The sequence below is a fragment of the Actinomadura rugatobispora genome, assembly GCF_055379765.1.
Map to the genome: position 1 here is coordinate 2241917 of NZ_AP029191.1, position 18101 is coordinate 2260017.

16 protein-coding genes are annotated in these 18101 nt (G+C 70.6%); 7 read left to right on the plus strand and 9 right to left on the minus strand.

Annotated features, from left to right (window positions below):
- Nucleotides 1-170: 170 nt before the first annotated feature.
- The 4 genes from ACZ466_RS09385 to ACZ466_RS09400 form a co-directional block, all read right to left on the minus strand.
- Nucleotides 171-425 (minus strand): hypothetical protein, encoded by a 255-nt coding sequence (locus tag ACZ466_RS09385; protein ID WP_464044073.1) that lies wholly within the window; start codon nt 423-425, stop codon nt 171-173.
- 54 nt (nt 426-479) lie between these two features.
- Nucleotides 480-2144 (minus strand): serine/threonine-protein kinase, encoded by a 1665-nt coding sequence (locus ACZ466_RS09390; protein WP_378285591.1) that lies wholly within the window; start codon nt 2142-2144, stop codon nt 480-482.
- Between the two features lie 71 nt (nt 2145-2215).
- Entirely contained in the window at nt 2216-2665 is a 450-nt protein-coding gene (locus ACZ466_RS09395; RefSeq protein WP_378285592.1) for a nuclear transport factor 2 family protein, read from the minus strand.
- Nucleotides 2666-2725: 60 nt separating this feature from the next.
- Nucleotides 2726-3553, minus strand: a complete 828-nt coding sequence (locus ACZ466_RS09400) for a mycofactocin-coupled SDR family oxidoreductase (protein ID WP_378285593.1) — start codon at nt 3551-3553, stop codon at nt 2726-2728.
- A gap of 146 nt (nt 3554-3699) precedes the next feature.
- On the opposite strand from ACZ466_RS09400, the gene ACZ466_RS09405 reads away from it, so the two are divergent.
- The 4 genes from ACZ466_RS09405 to ACZ466_RS09420 all read left to right on the plus strand — a co-directional run bounded on the left by ACZ466_RS09405 (nt 3700) and on the right by ACZ466_RS09420 (nt 8256).
- On the plus strand, nt 3700-4908 hold the full coding sequence (locus ACZ466_RS09405) for an FAD-dependent monooxygenase (protein WP_378285594.1): 1209 nt from the start codon (nt 3700-3702) through the stop codon (nt 4906-4908).
- A 7-nt stretch (nt 4909-4915) separates the two neighbouring features.
- Nucleotides 4916-5620, plus strand: coding sequence for a TetR/AcrR family transcriptional regulator (locus ACZ466_RS09410; protein ID WP_378285595.1), 705 nt, complete (start codon nt 4916-4918; stop codon nt 5618-5620).
- 11 nt (nt 5621-5631) lie between these two features.
- Nucleotides 5632-6297, plus strand: a complete 666-nt coding sequence (locus ACZ466_RS09415) for a metallophosphatase domain-containing protein (RefSeq protein WP_378285596.1) — start codon at nt 5632-5634, stop codon at nt 6295-6297.
- A gap of 426 nt (nt 6298-6723) precedes the next feature.
- Entirely contained in the window at nt 6724-8256 is a 1533-nt protein-coding gene (locus ACZ466_RS09420) for an MFS transporter (protein ID WP_464043205.1), read from the plus strand.
- A 504-nt stretch (nt 8257-8760) separates the two neighbouring features.
- Here the strand turns inward: ACZ466_RS09420 and ACZ466_RS09425 are convergent.
- From ACZ466_RS09425 to ACZ466_RS09435, 3 genes are all read right to left on the minus strand, one after another.
- Nucleotides 8761-9447, minus strand: a complete 687-nt coding sequence (locus ACZ466_RS09425; RefSeq protein ID WP_464043207.1) for a tetratricopeptide repeat protein — start codon at nt 9445-9447, stop codon at nt 8761-8763.
- Nucleotides 9392-10741, minus strand: coding sequence for an ATP-binding protein (locus ACZ466_RS09430; RefSeq protein WP_464043209.1), 1350 nt, complete (start codon nt 10739-10741; stop codon nt 9392-9394). Before ACZ466_RS09430 ends, ACZ466_RS09425 begins: the two co-directional genes overlap by 56 nt.
- A gap of 173 nt (nt 10742-10914) precedes the next feature.
- The gene (locus tag ACZ466_RS09435) at nt 10915-11088 is read right to left on the minus strand and encodes a hypothetical protein (RefSeq protein ID WP_378285599.1); all 174 of its coding nucleotides are present in this window, start codon (nt 11086-11088) and stop codon (nt 10915-10917) included.
- Nucleotides 11089-11395: 307 nt separating this feature from the next.
- On the opposite strand from ACZ466_RS09435, the gene fxsT reads away from it, so the two are divergent.
- Nucleotides 11396-13882: an FxSxx-COOH system tetratricopeptide repeat protein gene (gene fxsT / locus ACZ466_RS09440; protein WP_464044011.1), complete on the plus strand. Its 2487-nt coding sequence runs from the start codon at nt 11396-11398 to the stop codon at nt 13880-13882.
- Here fxsT and ACZ466_RS09445 read toward each other — a convergent pair whose 3' ends face one another.
- Nucleotides 13883-15199, minus strand: a complete 1317-nt coding sequence (locus tag ACZ466_RS09445; RefSeq protein ID WP_378285601.1) for an HEXXH motif domain-containing protein — start codon at nt 15197-15199, stop codon at nt 13883-13885.
- A complete protein-coding gene (locus ACZ466_RS09450; RefSeq protein WP_378285602.1) occupies nt 15196-16431 on the minus strand; it encodes an FxsB family cyclophane-forming radical SAM/SPASM peptide maturase in 1236 nt (411 codons plus the stop codon). Before ACZ466_RS09450 ends, ACZ466_RS09445 begins: the two co-directional genes overlap by 4 nt.
- Nucleotides 16432-16764: 333 nt before the next feature.
- Here ACZ466_RS09450 and ACZ466_RS09455 point away from each other — a divergent pair, with 333 nt between their 5' ends.
- Both ACZ466_RS09455 and ACZ466_RS09460 read left to right on the plus strand, forming a co-directional pair.
- Nucleotides 16765-17334: a hypothetical protein gene (locus tag ACZ466_RS09455; protein WP_378285603.1), complete on the plus strand. Its 570-nt coding sequence runs from the start codon at nt 16765-16767 to the stop codon at nt 17332-17334.
- Between the two features lie 287 nt (nt 17335-17621).
- Nucleotides 17622-17948, plus strand: a complete 327-nt coding sequence (locus tag ACZ466_RS09460) for a muconolactone Delta-isomerase (protein WP_378285604.1) — start codon at nt 17622-17624, stop codon at nt 17946-17948.
- Nucleotides 17949-18101: the final 153 nt, after the last annotated feature.

Genomic DNA, 18101 nt, shown 5'->3' on the forward strand with positions numbered 1-18101 from the left:
TCGCCGGGCCCGCCGCCATCGCCTCCCTGACAAGGCGCCTGGCCCACGACAACGACCTCTTCCTCCCCGTCCCCGGCGCCCTGCTCGAACGCCCGGCGCTCTACACCCCCGCCATCGCCGCCACCACCGGCGGCCTGGCGCTCCTCATCTGGTGGCGCCTCAACCGCCGGTCACCGCTCGTCCCCGAGGCGGTCCTGGACGCGCGCCCGATCGCCGCCTTCGCCGTCGCCTGCGTCGTCCTCTCCCCCGTCCAGTACCCCTGGTACGACGCCGCCTTCCTCCCCCTCCTCGCACTCGTCCGGCCCAGCCGGCTCGACGAACTCCTCATCGTCCGCGGCGCGCTGCTCACGGCCATCGTCCTGCCGGGCATCGGCATCGCCACCCCCCCAGTACGAGGCCGCCCGCGTCGTCGTCCTCCTCTTCACACTCGTCCTCGTCGCCTCCTGCCTCTGGAGACCGCGAACGCCGGCGTCCCTCGATCAGAGGTGGGCGCCGACGTAGCGGGTGATCTGCCGGGCCGCGCGGTCGAGGGCGGCCTGGCCGACACCGCGCGGCCGCATGATCTCGTCGAGGCGGTGGATGAGCGCGGCGGCGCAGATGTCGGCGTCCCGGCGGGGCAGGTAGCAGTGGATGTACGGACCGGCGTCCACGAGGTCGGAGCGCATCGGGGTGTGCATGACCAACGACACGCCGTCGGTTTGGTCGTTCATCGGATGGCCGGACACCAGATAGGCGAGGTGGCCCGGCAGGCCGATCGGAATGTCCTCCCGGTCCGAGACTGCTCGGGGGGAGCCGCAGTGCTGTGGCGTGGTGCGCCTGCGCTGGGCCGCTTCGTTGCTGTCGGGGAAGAAGCCGCATTCGTAGCCGCGCGTGTAGAGCACCACCATCACGCCTCGGGTGCCCGCCATGCCGATCCCGCTTCCGCCGGTTCCGCCGCAGTCCTGCCCGGCGGGTCCGATGAACCGGACGTCCCGGAACGGCACCTGGTAGACGGCCGCACGCGCCGGCAACGCGACCTGGGGCGGCAGCCGAATCCGGGAGGGTGACGAGCGCTCCCGGTCGAACGCGCAGGACAGCACGGGGACCACGGCGGCCGTCCTGGTGGCGGTCGGTCGTGGCGGCGCCGTCTCGTCCTGGACGGCGAGGGTCCCGGCGGTCCCGGCCCCGGCCACCAGCGTGGTGCCGAGCACCGCGGCGGTGATCTTCGCTCCGGTGGTGGCCAGCAGCCCGCCCTGCGCCGCGGCGGCGGCCCCGCCGCCCGCCATCCCCTGCGCGATGAGAGCGCCCAGGGGCAGCAGCGCCGCCAGGGCCACCGTGCCCGCGGCCAGGGCCCGGACGCCGCGATGCTCCCAGTCGGCCCCGTACGCCTCGGACGCGACGGCCTCCAGCGACGTGAGGAAATCCCGGGCGGACGGCGGGCGCCCGTCCGGATCCTTGGCCATGCCCGCCGTGACCAGGGGCCGCAGCGGTTCGGGGACCTCCTCCACCGGGACCGGTTCGGTGAGGTGCTGCCGCCTCAACCCGGGCAGGCCGGTCGCCCGGTACGGCCGGTGCCCGGTGACGCACTCGAAGAACACGCAGGTCGCCGCATACACATCGGTGGAGGGCGAGGCGGCCCGTCCTTCCCACTGCTCGGGCGACATGTAGGCAGGCGTGCCCATCCGGGCCCCGTCGCCGGAAACCGTGGCCACGCCGAAGTCGACGAGCTTGCTGAGGCCGTCGCTCTGGACGACCACGTTGGCGGGCTTGTAGTCACGGTGGACGACCCCGAGCGCGTGCGCAGCGCCCAGCCCCAGCAGCGAGCCCTTCAGAACGACCAGCGCGGCCTCGGGTGCGAGCTTGCCGTGCTCGGCCAGGATCGCCTTGAGCGAGACCCCGTTGACGGCCTCCATCACGATGGCCGCGCCGTCCTCGCCGCTCACGAACCGGTAGAGCCGGGTCACATGCGGGTCGGTGACGCGGCCGAGCATGACGGCCTCGGCCCGCAGCCGGTCGATGGCCGCCTCGTCGCCCGGACGCCGGTGCACGTACTTGATCGCCACCGGGGACCGCGATCCGGTGGGCCGGGCCAGCACCACGCGCCCCTGCGCGCCCGAGCCCAGCTCGCGGACTTCGTCGAACCCGGAGATCCGCCACGGGGCCACGGCGGTTCAGCCCTTCCGCCCGGTGACGCCGGCCTGGACGTCCATCGCGCCGACCGCCATGTGCGGGGCCCTCAGCCGAGCGCGCCGACGTCGATGTGCCCGGCTCGCCGGGCGAACCGCCACCGCCCGTCCTCGCGGACGAACTCGTCGACGTGCCGCCCGACGAGGACCCCGGGCGCGCCGCCCTCGGCCGCCCCGGACACCGCCGCCCACACGCACTCGCCGGACGCGGTGTCCCCGTCCAGTTCGATGCTGGGCGAGGCGATCACGTGGACCGACTTCCTCGCGCTCTCGGACCGGAGCACCTTCGCGGCCGCCCGCTCGATCTCCTCGCGGCCGTCGGCGCGCATGACGGGCCCGAGCCGGAGCTTGGCGTCCCGCGAGAACAGCGCCGCGTACGCGACCGGATCGCCGGCGTCGAGATGGCGCCCGTAGTCGATGTACAGCCGGCGGATCTCGTCCAGGTCCTCAAGCCGCCCGAGCCTGCCGGCCAGGTCCCGGAGCGCTTCGTCTCGATCCATGGCCGGATTGCTCCTTCGGTCCGCGATGAGAACGATGGTGCAATCTTAGGTAAGAAAGCGCTACAAGGCCACGCCCGCGTCGATGACGTGGGTGGCGCCGGTGACGAACCTGCCGTCGTCGGAGACGAGATAGAGGATCGCGTTGGAGATGTCCTCCGATTCGAGCGCGACGACCGGCAGCCGGTTGACCGCGCGTGCCGCCTCCTCGAAGTCCGCGCGGGTGGGGGCCTCCAGGTCGGGCCGGAACAGCCGGTAGGTGGAGTCGTTCAGGACCATGTCGGTCGCGACCGTCGTCGGGTGGACGGTGTTGACCCGGATGCTGTGCGGCGCCAGCTCCTTGGCCATGACCTTCATGAGCATGACCAGCCCCGCCTTGGCGGCCGAGTAGTGGGCGGTGTTCTCGTGGGCGTACATCGCGGCGAGCGAGCTGGTGATGACGACGGCGCCGCCCCGGCCACCGGCGACGATGTGCGGGACCGACGCCTTGAGCGACTTCCACACCCCGGTCAGGTTGATGTCGATCATGTCCTGCCAGGTCTCGTCGCTCATCTCCAGCGTCGGCGCCGGGGAGGAGATGCCCGCGTTGGCCAGGACCACGTCGAGCCGGCCGAACTCCGCGACCCCCGCCTCCACCGCCGCCGCCAGCGCCGCCGAATCGCGGACGTCGGCGTCGCGCGCGACGATCCGGCGGCCCGTGGCCTCGACCAGCCGCGCGGTCTCGGCCAGATCCTCGGCCGTGGCCAGCGGGTAGGGGACGCTGTCGACCTTGGCCGCGGTGTCGATCGCGATGATGTCGGCGCCTTCCCGCGCGAGCCGTACCGCGTGGCTCCGGCCCTGACCCCGCGCCGCCCCGGTGATGAACGCGACCTTGCCGTCCAGCTTGCCCATGCGCGTCTCCCATGCCGTTTCGGAGGGTTCCCACCGGAGGTTATGGCGCACGCCGACGCAGGTCCAGAACACAGCGACTGACCAAACGAACCGATCTGGTCAGTTCGTTCTATAGAGTGAAGGAGGAACCTACCGAGGAGGTCCTCATGACGGACGCGTCCAGGGGCGGCCGTGCGCTGGTGGTGGGGCTGGGGATCGCGGGCATCGCCGCCGCGGTGCGGCTGCGCCAGATCGGCTGGGAGCCGGTGCTGGTCGAACGGGCGCCCGCGCGCCGCTCGGGCGGGTACTTCATCATGCTGTTCGGCACCGGCGTCGCCTCCGCCCGGCGGCTCGGCGTCCTGGACCGGATCGGCGACCGCGGCGGACCCCACGTCACCGTGCACGAGGTCGATCGGACCGGGCGTCGCCGTCCAGGCATGAACCCGGCCGCCATGGCCCCCGGAGCCCCCCGCGCGCTGCTGCGCGGCGATGTGGAGCGCGGCCTCTTCTCAGCGCTGCCGGACGACGTGGAGATCCGCTACTCCACCGTCCCCACCGGCATCGTCCAGGACGACACCGCCGCCGAGGTGACGCTGCACGACACCACGGCCGGCACCACCGCCACCGAGCGCTTCGACCTGGTGGTGGGCGCCGACGGGATGCGCTCCACGGTACGAGAACTGGCCTTCGGCCCCCAGGACTTCCTGCACCCGCTCGACTACATGATCGGCGCCGCGCTCCTGGACGAGCCGGTCGACGGCTTCGGCCTGTCCGAGGGGCTGATGCTGGCCGAACCGGGCCGCTCGGCCTGGGCCTTCCCCTTCGCCGACCACGCGCCCAGCCTGCTGTTCTCCTACCGCACCACCGACATCGACGCCGAGTTCGCCCGCCCGCCGATCGAGTCCATCCGCGCCGCCTTCGGCCCCCAGCCCACCGGCCCCCTCCTGGAGAGCCTGCTCACCCGCTACGAACAGGCCCCCGACGCCCTTTTCGACTCCGTGCACCAGGTCAGGATGCCGCGCTGGCACCGCGGCCGGGTCGTCCTGCTCGGCGACGCCGCCTGGTGCCTGACCCTGTACTCGGGCATGGGCGCGTCCACCGGCATCGCCGGCGCCGAACTGCTGGGCACCATGCTGCGACGCCACGACCTGCCCGCCGCACTGCACGCGTGGGAGGCCCGGATGCGCCCCTTCATCCACACCCAGCAGACCGGCGCCCTCACCTCGCGACGCCTCTTCACCCCGCACGACCGCAAGGAGCACATCATGCGCGCCGGGATGATGCGCCTGATGCGCGCACCCGCCGTCGGACACGCCGCGCGCAGGATAATGGCCAAGGACATGAAGGCCAAGAACATCGACGTCGCCTCCCCCTGAGAGAGCCATGAACCCGCTGGTCGAGCACAACTCCCGCAAGGCCGCCCGCATCCTGGACGCCGCGCGCGAACTGGTGCTCGACCACGGAGCGGGCAAGGTCACCGTCGCCGAGATCGCCCAGGCCGCGGGCGTCGGCAAGGGCACCGTCTACCTCTACTGGCCCGGCAAGGAAGACCTCATCCGCGGCCTGTTCGCCCGCGACCTGCTGACCGGCATGGACGAACTCATCACCCGCCTCACCGCCGACGCCGCCACCGTCCAGCCCCGCCACCTGGCCCCGCTCCTCCTGCGCGCCGCCGGAACCCGTCCCCTGGCCCGCCTCGTGCACGGCAACGACCCCGACCTCCTGCGCCTGCTCACCCCCGACCCCGCCGACCACGAACTGTTCGCCCGCACCCGGCCCAGCGCCCTGTGCGAAGCGGTCATGCCCGTCCTGCACCGCCACCGCCTGATCCGCCACGACCGCCCCCTGCCCGACCAGACCTACACGATGCACGCCCTGCTCACCGGCTTCCTCGCCACCACCGCCGACCCCACGACCGGCGTGGACGACCCCGGAAAGGTCCTGGCCGACACCATCGCCGTGCTCTTCGAACCACCCGCCGCACCCGCCCGCCCCGCCGTCACCGCGGCCGCCGACCGAACCCTGGCCATCTTCCACGAGACCCGGAAAGCCGTCCTGGACCTCATCGACCGCAGCCAGACCCCCTAGAAGAGGCCCGCATGCGCATCGTCGCCGTCGCCGACACGCACACGTTCCACCACGAACTCACCGTCCCCGAGGGCGACGTCTTCGTCCACGCGGGCGACCTGTGCCGGCGCGGCAAGGACCTCCGGGAACTCGAGGACGCCGCGGACTGGCTGCACGCTCTCCCCCACCCGACGAAGGTCGTCGTCGCCGGCAACCACGACTGGATGTTCCTCGACCAGCCCGAACGGGCCCGCGCCGTCCTGGCCGACCGCGGCATCCGCTACCTCCAGGACAGCGGCACCGAGATCGACGGCGTGACCTTCTGGGGCAGCCCCTGGCAGCCGGAGTTCAACGACTGGGCGTTCAACCTGCCCCGCGGCCGTCCCCTGGCGGAGCGCTGGGCCCTGATCCCCGAAGGCGTCGACGTCCTCGTCACGCACGGCCCTCCCCTGGGCATCGGCGACACGAACGCCATGCCCGGACGCCACGGCTGCGAAGACCTCCTGACCCGCGTCCGCGAGGTCCGCCCCAAGCTGCACCTGTTCGGCCACATCCACCAGGACGGCGGCCTGTGGCACCGCGACGGGATCACCTACGCGAACGTCACCACCTGGGAATGCGAACGCGCCCCCACCACCATCACCCTGACCCCGACAGGCCCCCACCCCGAAACAGTGCCCCCCGCCCGACCTCGCTGAGCGTCCTGGCCCTCCACCGCCCGCCACCTCCGCCAGCGGAAACGCCGACCTGAGCCAGAAGACGGCGGCAGATCACGTTGGCACACCCGCTGGAATCTCAATGCCGCTTGACGGTATATGCCGTTCATGCCTGCAATAACAGTTCTTGGCGGATAAATCCCAGATTATTAGGTTTGGCCGCCCTTCTGGCGACCTGGGTTCGGCGACCGAGGGTCGAGTGTCAGCCCCATCACTCTGGGTAAATCCAATAAGGGGAGTAAGCTCTTTAAATTCGCTTGTCAAGTCCTTGCTCCCCTAGCGTTGGCGGAACCGGTTCGTTGTGCCAGTCATCGTCAGCCGTCACGGAAGATCTCGCCCACCCGGGTCCGTCCACGCGGTCGATCGATCGGCTCGCCAAGGAACCGTGATCGAGGGGCACGAACATCGATGACGCGGTCCCCCAGCACCGGAAGAGGAGGCGACGCCGGAGTCGTGCTCGATGGTGTCGGCCCTCCCGACCGACCCGACCGGTGGCGGCGGGAGTTCGGGTGGCTGTGGCTCGGTTCCGCGGCCTCGACGCTCGGGGGCACGAGCGTCGCCATGACCGCGCCGCTCCTGGCCCTCGCGGAATCCGAATCGGCCGTCGTCACGGGTGCCGTGTTCGCCGCGGGCACCCTGCCCAACCTGCTCTATCTGCCCGCGGGGCTCGTGGTCGACCGGTTCGACGAGCGACGGACGATGCAGGTCAGCCTGGCCGTCCGGCTGGCGGTGGCAGTGGCGATGGTGTGCGTGACCGCCGCGGGGCGACTGCATGTCTCGATGCTGCTCTGCGCGGCCGCCCTCAGCGGAATCTGCACGACCTTCTACAACGTCGCCGAGACCAAGACCGTCCCGCGACTGGTCCCCGTCAGCCACCGGAAAAGGGCCGCGGCGACCAACGAACTGCGCGGCAACCTCTCGTCACTGGTGGGACGTCTGCTGGGCGGCGCACTGGCCGTTCCGGGACGGAGCACGATGCCCTTCGCCATCGACGCGGCGCTGAGCACCGCGACCTTGGCGACCCTGTTCACCATAAGATCGCGTCTCAAGCGCACCACGACCGGTGAACGCCCCCAGGGACTGCGCGGTCTCGGGCCCGACTTCACCGAGAGCGCCGTCTGGCTGTGGCGCCGGCTTTTCCTTCGCACCGTTCTGATCACCTGCACGCTGACCAACGCGCTGTTCTCCGTGATGGTCCTGATACTGATGGTGCGAACTCGTGATCAGGGAGAAGGCTCCTGGCTGATCGGGCTGATCCTCGGCGCACCCGCTCTCGGCGGGTTCATCGCCGCCTGCTACACGGCCAAGCCCCGCTTTGGGTGGTTGCGGGAACTGATGCCGTGTCCGCGCGAGCCGTCCACGGCACATCCTGAGCCGGCCCCGGCACCCGCCACCGAAACGGAGACGGAGACGGAGCCGGTGTCACAGCATCACCGGTTGCGGTTCCTCAGCAGCCACCCGCTGCGGATGGTCTCCATCTGCCTGGGAAGCTGGCTGGTGCTCACCTCCGCCATCCCGCTCACCGGGAACCCGTGGATCTGGCTGATCGCCTGGGGCGGGGTCGGCTTCGTGGGCACCCTGATGAACATCGCCCTGAACGGTTACCAGTCGGTGTACACCCCCGAAGCGATGCGCGGGCGGGTGAACGGTGTCGTCCGGTTCTGCACGATGGGCGGGACCTCCATCGGCACCGTGGTCGGCGGCCCGCTCGTCTTCTGGATCGGGGCGACGGCGGTCGCCTGGTGCGTTCCGGGGGCTATCGCGATCCTGGCCGCGGTTCTGTGGGGAGCCTGGAAGTATCGGGTCCGCCGACCGCGCGACCGCGCGCTGCCGTCGCCCCCGGTGTCAGATTCCCCTGATCCCCCGGACGATGCGGAGTGCGGAGAAGCTCCGCGATCCCGCCAAGATTCCGTACTGCCCGCCGGAGCCGCTGCTCCGTAGCGACGGCGCCGTCCAGCCCGCCACCGTTGCGGATGAACTGGTAGGCGATGGCAGTGTCCGCGAGAAGTTCCGAGACCACGGTGCCGGTCTCCTCGGAATCGCCGAGCAGGACCCACATCGTCATGGTGGCGTTGTCGGCGTCCAAATACTCCTGGTGGGCGCGTGCGAGCGCCGCACCGAGTTCCTCGTTCTTCACGCTTCCGCTCGTCACCTTGCGGATCTCGGCGCAGAAGCGCATGGTGAACGCCAGCCTGAGCACGGCCGCCTGCGCCTCGGCGTAGCTCTCGAAGAGACGGTCACGGTCGGCTTCCCGGCGCGCGTTCGCCCGGGCATCGGCCTCCTGCCGGCGCTGCTGGCGGGCACGGCGCCCCTCTCCCAGGACCTGCAGCCAGGTGACGAGCCCCGCGGCGAAGAGCGTCGACAGACCAGTGATGAGCGCGACCAGCGCGGCGTCGGACATGTCCTGATGATGGGAGCCCGGTCAGCGCGTCACCACCTCATCGGTCACACTTCTTCGAGCAGGCGCCGCGCCTCGTCGCGCAGGTGAGAGGGCAGCGGAGGACGGCTGGCCTTGACCGCCTGGGATGCCAGCTCGGTGGCGGCACGCCGGTCGCCCGTCTCCCGCTTGCCCTTGGCCACGCGCAGCAGGACCGGTCCATTGTCGTCGGCCTCGGCGACGGCCTGCTCGAAGTCACGCCTGGCCGCCTCGATGGCGCCGGGACGGGCGATCGCGGCCAGCGCCAGCCCTCGCGCCGCCCGCACGGAGGCCGGCGGGTCGCTCCCCACCCGGTCGAGATCGCGCAGAGCCGACTCGGCCTGGCCGGAGTCGGCCAGGATCTCACCGCGCAACTGGAGCGCTTCAGGATTGTCACCGTCCGCCGCCAGCACCTCCCGGAGCACGGCCTGCGCCGCACGCGGCTTACCGACGTGCCAGAAGGTGAGGGCGAGGGCCGTGCCCACAGCAGGGTCGTTCGGGGCTCGCGTGGACGCGCGGTCGAGGATCTCCAGAGCCTCGTGTCCCTCTCCCCTGGCCAGATGGAGCCTGCCGATCGCGCCGAGTTGGCGCCCGGCGGCGGGCGAGTCGGGAATCGACTCGAACAGCGCGGCGGCGGTGCGGTAATGGCGGATCGCCGCCTCATCGGCGGCGCCCAGGCAGGCGATGTCCCCCCAAACAGGACTCCGCCTCGGCACGAACGCGCATGTCCGGCTCGCCCGAACGGTTCAGCGCCGCTCTGGCCTGGCGTTCGGCCAGTTCCAGATCTCCTCGTGCCAGTGCCCGGCCGGCGGCCCGGACACGGGTGGCGGCATCGGACTCCCGCTCCGGCCGGTCCTCACGCCGCACCCGGTCGATCGCCCGGACCAGCAGCGGGTGCCTCGCCTCGTGCCGCCAGACACCGCCGTGCCGACGCGTTGTCAGCAGGAAACGTTCCTCCAGCGCGTCGAGCACCTCGAACGGGATCGCCCCATCGCGGGTGTCGAGATGATCGTGTGCGTCCGGATGCCCGATGCGGCTCAGCCACGCGGCCACGACCGGCGACGGGAGGTCATGGTCGACCGCCACATCGCTGATCGCGGCCCGGCAGAAATCCGTCAGAACCTCGTCGACATCCGGTAGATCACGCGGGGTGATCTCGCGGGCGCCGCCAGGTCGCCGATCCCACATCGGCCGGCACAGCAACTGCAGCAGCACAGGCTCGATGCCTTCTCCGGCAGGCCCTTCCCGCTGGGACAGTTCGTCCAGCAGCTGATCCGCGGCAGCGTCCGTGAAAGGGGGGCGGGAGCCCTCGAGCGGATCGGTGAGGGCCCGCCGGGCCTCCTCACGGCCGACGGAGGGTATCGCGAGCCACCCCATCGGCCCGGCGTCGAATGTCTTGAAGAGCCGGGTGAGATCGTCGAGACGCGTTTCCCGCACCACGAGCAGCAGGCGCAGATGGGGAACGGCCTCCAGGGCGCGGTGCAGTTCATCGACGAAGCCCCGCGTGCGACGCGAGTCAGGATCCCGGAAAAGCCTCTCCGCCTGGTCGATCGCCACCAGAACCGGACCCGCGGCGGGACCACGAGTGGCTGCGACGTCGCGCACGTGCACCCGACGACGCAGGTGATCGGCGATGGACAGGCCGGTCAGGCGGGTCAACGGCTCGCGGGGCCGCCACGCTTCCAGCAGCGTGCGCGTGAACGGATTCTGCGGGGGGAGGCCGGCGACCGGATAGCCGGCCTCCTCGGACGGTCCCATGGAGACCGAGGCGACCGGCAGGACGTCCGCGCGCCGGGACCGCAGCCACGGCACCGCACCCGCCCGGACAAGGGATGTCTTGCCCGAACCGCTCGCTCCGCACAACACCGTGAGGCGGTGCCGTTGCCAGACCGAGCACAATTGGGCGATCTCCTCGCCGCGCCCGATCAGCCGGCGCCGGTCATGAACGGTGAGGGAGCCCGGCCACCCCCCGGAGGAAGACCGTCCGAGAAACGAGTCAGCGGCGCTCATGTCGACGGCTCCGGTCAGGCGAAGGCGGTTAGAGACGCCCCTGGCCGCGGTGCCGGTCAGGGCCGGGCACGCGGGAGGTCACTCCAGAGCGGCCACGGAAGGGTCGACGAGCGCCTCGGTCGAATCGACGACACGCCCGACCCGAGCAGGCACGACGCCGGCCGGGCCGTGTGTCACACATCGTCCACGACGGCGTCGAATCTGGCCACCGCGTCATCGCCGTGATCCGAAGTGAGCAGAGAGCGCAACTCGCGTTCGACGACGGCGGCGTCGACGGCGGCCACGTCATCGAGCGAGACCTCTGAGAAATCGAGCAGAACACCCCCGAAGTCTTCGGCGTCACTCATTCGACCTCCCTGCGCGGTCAACGCTTCCTTCGCACGGTACCACGCCTATTGATCACCAAACAGGGCACAGCACATCTCTCCGCGCCGGCACCGCATTCCATGCTTTCGACGGCCAGGCCGAAAATGAGTTTCTGGATTAGCCGCATACCGATCGACCATTGCGTGCCACTGGATTACGATCACCACTTCACCTCGTGGTTATTTCCAGAAGCCGACGACATAAGATGTTCTCACGGGTGGGACGGACACGGAGGCGGCCGTGACGCGCGACGGTTACACGAGACGACCTGGAAGCTCCGAGCCCACGGTGTGGGGCGGGGTACCCCCCAGAAACAAGAATTTCACCGGGCGGACAGACCTGCTGGAGAGGCTCCGGGAGGGTATCGCCGGTGAGGTCACCGCCGTGGTCCCGCACGCCCTGCACGGCATGGGAGGTGTGGGCAAGACCCAGATGGCGGTCGAATACGCCCACCGCTACCGCGGCGACTACGACCTGGTGTGGTGGGTGCCCTCCGACCAGGCGTTCCTGGTCCAGTCCTCGCTGGCCGCACTCGCCCCGTTCCTGGACCTCCCGTCGGCCACCGCCACGGGCATCGAGGATGCCGCCCAGGCCGTGCTGGACGCGTTGCGGCGCGGCGAGCCCTACCCCCGCTGGCTGCTGATCTTCGACAACGCCGACAGGCCGGACGAACTGAACACCATCATCCCGCGCGGCCCCGGACACGTTCTGATCACTTCTCGGGACCATCGCTGGGAGGACATCGTCGACGCGGTCCGCATCGACGTGTTCACCAGGGATGAAAGCCTCGCGTTCCTGACCAGGCGCGTGCCGCACGCCATCACCGAGGCGGACGCCGACATGCTGGCCGAGTCGCTGGGCGATCTGCCCTTGGCGCTGGAACAGGCGGGCGCGCTCCAGGCGCAGACCGGGATGCCCGTGGACGAGTATCTGCAACTCCTCGACGAGCACCTGAGCAGCCTGATGGCCGAGGGCAAGCCACCCGAATACCCCAAGTCGATGACCGCGGCCTGGGCGTTGTCGGTGAGCACGCTGGAGGACAAGCTCCCCGAAGCCGTGGAACTGCTGCGCTGCTGCGCGTTCTTCGGCGCCGAGCCGATCCCGCGTGCCGTGTTCTCCCGCACGGCCGAACAGCTGAGCCCGCATCTGACCGGAATTCTCCGCGACCCCATCCTGCTCAACCGGGCCATCGGAGAACTCAACCGGTTCGCCTTGGCCAAGATCGACAACCCTGGGCGCACGATTCAGGTGCACCGGTTGGTCCAGGCCCTTCTGCGCGACTCGCTGGACGACGAGGACCAGGACCGCATCCGCCACCACGTGCACCGGTTGATGGTCAGCGCCGCCCCGGACGACCCGACGCAGCCTCAGAACTGGCCGGGCTACGCGGCCCTGCTCCCGCACGTCCTCGCCGCGGGGCTGCCCTCCTGCCAGGATCCGGACGTGCACGCCTTGGCCCTGGGCTTCGTCCAGTACCTGTGGCTGGCGGGCCACCACAGCTCGGCCGTGGAGTACATCGACAACTTCGAGGGTCACTGGGTCGCCCTCAACGGCGAGGACCATCTGGACGTGCTCGACCTGCGCCGACAGCGCGCCAACATCGTCCGCGCGCTCGGGCGGTTCACCGAGGCCTACGAGCTCAACCAGGGCACGCTGGCGCAGATGCGGCGCATCGGCCGTACGGACGAGCCCTTCCGGGACGTGCAGCTCCAGGTCGTCAACAGCATCGGTGCCGACCTGAGAGGCCGCGGAGACTTCCGCGGCGCCTTCGACCACGACCAGAAGTCCCTGGAAGAGCACGAGGCCGCCTACGGTCCCGACGACGCGCGCGTCCTGCGGGTGGTGAACAACCTCGCCCTCGACTTCGGCCTCATCAGCGACTTCCGGACAGCACGGGAACTGCACGAGCGCAGTTACGCCGGCGTGGAGACCGGAGGCGCGGGCATCGGCGCGACCAACGTCCTCACCGCGTGGGGAGGGCTGGCCCGCGCGGTCCGGTTGAGCGGCAACTACCAGGAGGCCGTCGACCTGGGCGAGGCCGCTCATTCCTATGGCGCCGACGTCCTGAGCCCTGAACATCTGCTGACGTTGCGCACCGGCATCGACCTGGCCATCGCCTATCGCAGGACCGGGGAGTACGAGGACTCGCTGGCACTGGCGACGGAGACCCACGACAGGTGCCAGCGCCTGTTCGGGTCCGACCACCCCGACACCCTCGCCGTCGTCGTCTGCCTGAGCAACATCCACCGCAGCATGAACGCGATCGACGCCGCGTACGAGATGATCCAGGCCGCCCTCATCCGCTACGCAAGCGTGTACGGCGAGGAGCATCCGTACTACCACGGCTGCGCGAGCAACGTGGCGATCCTCCATCGCGTCCGCGGCGACCTCGACGAGGCACGGCGTGCCAACGAGCACGCGCTGATGGGCCTGGAGAAGGCTCTGGGCCGCAACCATCTCTACCCGTTGACCGTCGCGACCAATCTGGCGAGCGACCTGGCCGCGCGTGGGGACCTGAGATCGGCGCACGAACTCGGCACCGACACCCTGGGACGCTTGCGCGCCCTGCTCGGCGAAGACCACCCGATGACGCTGGCGTGCGCCGCGAACGTGGCGTCGGACCTGCTCGCGGACGGACTCGAGGGAGAAGGCACCGTCCTGTACGAGGACACCCTCGACCGCTACACCCGTGCTCTCGGCCCGACCCACTTCGACACACTCGCCGCGACGGCACGCCACCACCTGGACTGCGACTTCGATCCCCCACCGATCTGATCAGCCCGGTGCCCTTCCCCGCCCCGCGTGGGCGGCCTGCCACCTCCCGCGATGGCGTTCGGCGATGGCACGCGCCGCGTCCAACGCGACGGAGGGGACGGGCTCGCGCCGCCACGCACGCACCGTCCTGTCCATGACGGCGACGAACTGCTCACCGGCCTCGGTGAGCCGCCCGCAGCCTCTGAGAGTGCGGATGACCAGGGCGCACGCGTCGCGCCAGTGCGCGAACTCGGTGTGCGCTCGCAAGGCGCCGTCTCCTCGTTCACGCCCCCGCTCGGCCCGCCAGTACCCGGCGACGCCCAGGTGCGCGTAAGCACCGTGGAGGAGGCCGCCGACCGGGCGGGGATCGTCCCTCCACGGAGCGTAGAAGCGGCTCCCGTCGTCGGGCAGCGTCAGCGGAACGACGTCGTTGAGCGCACCGAGCTTGGCGTGCTGGGCCTCATGCGCGAGGGTGACCGCGAGCGCGTGATCGTCCGGGGGCGGGGACATGGCGACGGCACCGAAGGCCATGGGCACGGTGGCACTGGTGTGGTCGGGTCCGTCCGCGCGGAGCGGGACCAGCACGCTGATCGCGGCGGCCACCTCGCCCGCCGTCTCCGCGTGCCCGCGCACGAGCAGCCGCCACGCCCGGCGGAGCGAGGCCCGCCACGCCTCCACCTCGGCGGCGGCCAGGCGGGGCGCCGCCTCCAGTTCGGGCGTGCCGGGCGTCCGATAGGGATCGCAGTCGTCGAGGACCAGCCTGATGGTCAGGCCGTGGTATTCGGCGTCGAGCCGCCGTAGCCCCTGCCACATGGACGTGTCGCCATGGGGGTCGGCGGGGATCCGCACCCGTGCGTCCGGCGCGGCGATCTCGGGCCGGCCGCCGGCGGTGCGCACGATCACGTACCGCCCCTCCGCCTCCCCCGGAAGGAGCAGACGTCCGAGAGACGGCAGCACAGCGCTCTCCCTGGAGATCTCGACTTCGATCGCCCGGGGGAAGCGAGCCCGTACAAGGGCGGCCGCCGCCAGCGAAGCCAGTGCTCCGGAATCGCCCTGGCCCTGCAGGGCGGCCCGCGCCCACACTCCCACGGTCGGATACCGGATCACGGCGTCCACCGCGTCGGGGCACGTTCTCTGGATCTCGGCCAGCAACGCGTAGGCCTGCCTCGCCCGCCTCGCACGGGTCGCCCCTTCGGCTCTGGCCGCATCGCGTACGGCGCGGAGCAGGAGGACGCGTTTGCTGTACTGGGCGGCCTTGAGGTGTCCGACCGCGTACGCACCGCCCCCGCCTGAGGCCAGGCCGTAGAAGACCTTGCCCGGGATGATGTGACGGGTCACGGGACGACTGCGTCGAGATGACCGGTGGCGACCAGGTCGCGGGCGACCGTCCGGCGGACATGCCTGATGAGGCGCATCAGGTCGGGGCAGTAGACGGACGGGTTGGCGAAGCCGCTCCCCGCCCGGTAGCGGTGCGGGTACATGCCTCCGCCGCAGATGCGCCCGACCGGGCAGGAGCGGCAGGACGAGGCGAGAGCATCCGCTCCCATCTGGCGTGCGGCGGTCCATGGGGAAAGGAGCGCCCTGTCGAACGGATCGTCGACGATGTTCAAGCCCGTGCGGGCCGCCCCGTGATAGGCGGACTTGAGAGTGTCGACCTGCTCGATCTGCCCGCCGGTCTCGATCACCGCCATCGCCGCCGGCGACAGGCCGACCGCCTCGGTGCGGGACCTCCCGCCCAGGAGCAACCGGATGATCTCGCTGAAGAGGCGGATGCGAGGCTTGTCGTCGGTCTCCCCGAACCAGTGGTCGAAGACGGCCACAAGCCAGTCCCCGTACGGGGTGGCGGGGTCGTCCCGGTGGCGTCCGGGAGGCGGAGCACTCCAGTTGCCGTGCGGGAGCAGAAAGTCCACGACCGGCGGAGCGTGCCGTGCCAGGGCCTCGTAGGTGGCGACGGGAGCGCCGGCGCGCAGGTCGACGGTCGCGAGCAGGCCGCTGAACAGATGCCGGTATTCCGGCGAGGCCAACCGCCGGATGCCCGCGCTCACCGCCGCGTGGCTTCCGCGTCCGTTGGCGAAACGGCGATGCCGGTCATGGCTCGCCTCGCCGCCGTCCAGGCTGACGCCGACGCGGATCGACAACTCCGCGAAGAGGTCGAGGAAGGCCTCATCGAGGAGGACACCGTTGGTCTGCACATAGGCGCGGACCTCTGCCGGGGCCGCGGCCGCGCGGACCGCGGTCACGGCGCGCCGGATTCGGGCGGGTCCCGCCAGCAGCGGCTCACCACCGTGCAGGATGAACTCGATCCTTGGAAGGCGGTGCGCTCGGACGTGCTCGCCGATCCGCTCCGCCACCTTGTCGATCAGTTCGGGCGCCATGGTGCGGGGCTGCTCGCGCCAGCTCTGATCGGCCATGTGGTACATGTAGCAGTAGTCACAGGACAGATTACATCTGCTGTGAATCTTCAGGATGAACTGCCTGAACGGTGTGGGCGTCCACCCCTCGGCCACGAGCTCCGACACATTCAGTGCGCCGGGCCATTCGACCCCGTCCGTGTGACCGGGCACGCCCATCAGCTCCCAGTACGGTCGAGCGCCGCGCTGCGCCGTTATCTACTTTGTCGCCATATATGCTTCTCAAATTCCATGATCATCAAACCCGTCTTGATCGGCCGTCTCATTCCGGCCACTTCCCGTCCCAGTGAACATCGCCCCGGTTAGGGACGGCATCGTTAGCCGACCACATATGTCCGTAAAGGGACGGTCGGAACCCCCGCGACCACCCGTGATCGCAGACCGGCTTCATGGCCGCTCACCGCTCGCGGAGCCGGCCTCGGCGTCCGGGAATTCGTTATCGCAGTGATCGTCTCCGGCGCTACCATCGCGAGGACACCGAGGAGCGGGCGAATGTGCGTGCACGAACCGGAGGCCAAGGAAGCGCTGGTCGCCGACTACATCCAGGCTCACCCGGACCACCCGGCCGCGGTGAAGCACCCGGCATTGGACGGCGTCGCCGAGATCTCATGGGCCACCTTCCCGGGATGCCCTGCCGGAGTTCCGGCGCTGTTCGCGGGGCTGCTCGACCGCTCCACCGGCGCCGAAGCGCTGCGCGTGCTGGAGATCGTGCTCACCGACGGCCTTTTTCACGTGAGCGCGGCGATGCCCACGGCGCTGCCGTTCCTGATCCGGCTCGCGACCGACTCCAGCGTGCCCGTCCGGGCCGACATGGCCGAATGGGTGCTGCTGATCGCGGTGCTGTCCCGGCCGGTCGACGAGAACAGCACACCATTCGACGTGACGCTCAACGGCCTCGACCTCGACCACCCGGAGCGCGCCGAGTGCAGGGCCGTGTTCGCCGAACACGCGGCCGAGTGCCGCACGCTCATCGACGAGACCACCGAAGACCTGTTCACGAGTGAGCGGTTCGACGCCCTGCTGGCAGCCCCCGCACAATCCCCGGGTGAGCGGTCAGCGTAGGACGGGAGTGCTGAGGGACGGCCCATGTCCTGCGCACGATGCTCTCCGGTGGGGTGCGGGAAGCCGTCCGCCCGGGTCACCTTCGGCCTGATGATGCGTCCACCTGGCGCGCGACCTGCTCGACGACGCCCTGGGGCCGGAGCTCCGGAGGGCCGTGGCGGCGGTACCGATGCGGGGATCGACCTTCAAGGTCGTCCTGGAGCTGGACGGGCCGCCCCGGTACGCCGGGCTGCCCGAACGCCGGTCGCGTGATCCTGCGCGACCGTACCGCGGAAAGGCGATAGACCATGGAATTCCTCGTCAACATCAAGATCGAGTGGCCCGCCGACGGCGACCCCGAGCGGTGGGCGCGCATCGTGGCGGAGGAGCGCGCGATGGCCGCGCGGCTCGCCGAGGCCGGGCATCTCGTCCGCATCTGGCGGGTCCCCGGCCGGCGGGAGAACTGGGGGGTGTGGCGGGCCTCGTCGGCGAGCGAGCTGCACGAGATCCTCAGCGGCCTGCCCGTCTGGCCGTGGATGGACCTGACCGTCCACCCCCTGGCGTGGCATCCGGCCGACCCCGACCCGCACGACCCGCGCCCGGAAAGCCCGATCGGCCTTGGGCCGGCGGGTTGAGCCGCCCGGTGCGGTGAACGGCATGCGGCTCACGCGACGCGGGCGGCGGGCCCACGCCCTCCTGGTCCTCGGGCTCGCCGGCGTCCTGGCGGCGTCCGGCTGCGGGACGGGCGGCCCCTTTGGAGGAGCGCCGGCACGCTGACGCCATGTTCG

What these genes read in the sequence shown, in the direction of transcription:
- ACZ466_RS09395 (WP_378285592.1), bottom strand. Translation starts at nt 2,665, where the DNA reads ATGGATCGAGACGAAGCGCTCCGGGACCTGGCCGGCAGGCTCGGGCGG.
- ACZ466_RS09400 (WP_378285593.1), bottom strand. Translation starts at nt 3,553, where the DNA reads ATGGGCAAGCTGGACGGCAAGGTCGCGTTCATCACCGGGGCGGCGCGG.
- ACZ466_RS09405 (WP_378285594.1), top strand. Translation starts at nt 3,700, where the DNA reads ATGACGGACGCGTCCAGGGGCGGCCGTGCGCTGGTGGTGGGGCTGGGG.
- ACZ466_RS09410 (WP_378285595.1), top strand. Translation starts at nt 4,916, where the DNA reads ATGAACCCGCTGGTCGAGCACAACTCCCGCAAGGCCGCCCGCATCCTG.
- ACZ466_RS09415 (WP_378285596.1), top strand. Translation starts at nt 5,632, where the DNA reads ATGCGCATCGTCGCCGTCGCCGACACGCACACGTTCCACCACGAACTC.
- ACZ466_RS09420 (WP_464043205.1), top strand. Translation starts at nt 6,724, where the DNA reads ATGACGCGGTCCCCCAGCACCGGAAGAGGAGGCGACGCCGGAGTCGTG.
- ACZ466_RS09430 (WP_464043209.1), bottom strand. Translation starts at nt 10,741, where the DNA reads ATGAGCGCCGCTGACTCGTTTCTCGGACGGTCTTCCTCCGGGGGGTGG.
- ACZ466_RS09435 (WP_378285599.1), bottom strand. Translation starts at nt 11,088, where the DNA reads ATGAGTGACGCCGAAGACTTCGGGGGTGTTCTGCTCGATTTCTCAGAG.
- ACZ466_RS09450 (WP_378285602.1), bottom strand. Translation starts at nt 16,431, where the DNA reads ATGGGCGTGCCCGGTCACACGGACGGGGTCGAATGGCCCGGCGCACTG.
- ACZ466_RS09455 (WP_378285603.1), top strand. Translation starts at nt 16,765, where the DNA reads ATGTGCGTGCACGAACCGGAGGCCAAGGAAGCGCTGGTCGCCGACTAC.
- ACZ466_RS09460 (WP_378285604.1), top strand. Translation starts at nt 17,622, where the DNA reads ATGGAATTCCTCGTCAACATCAAGATCGAGTGGCCCGCCGACGGCGAC.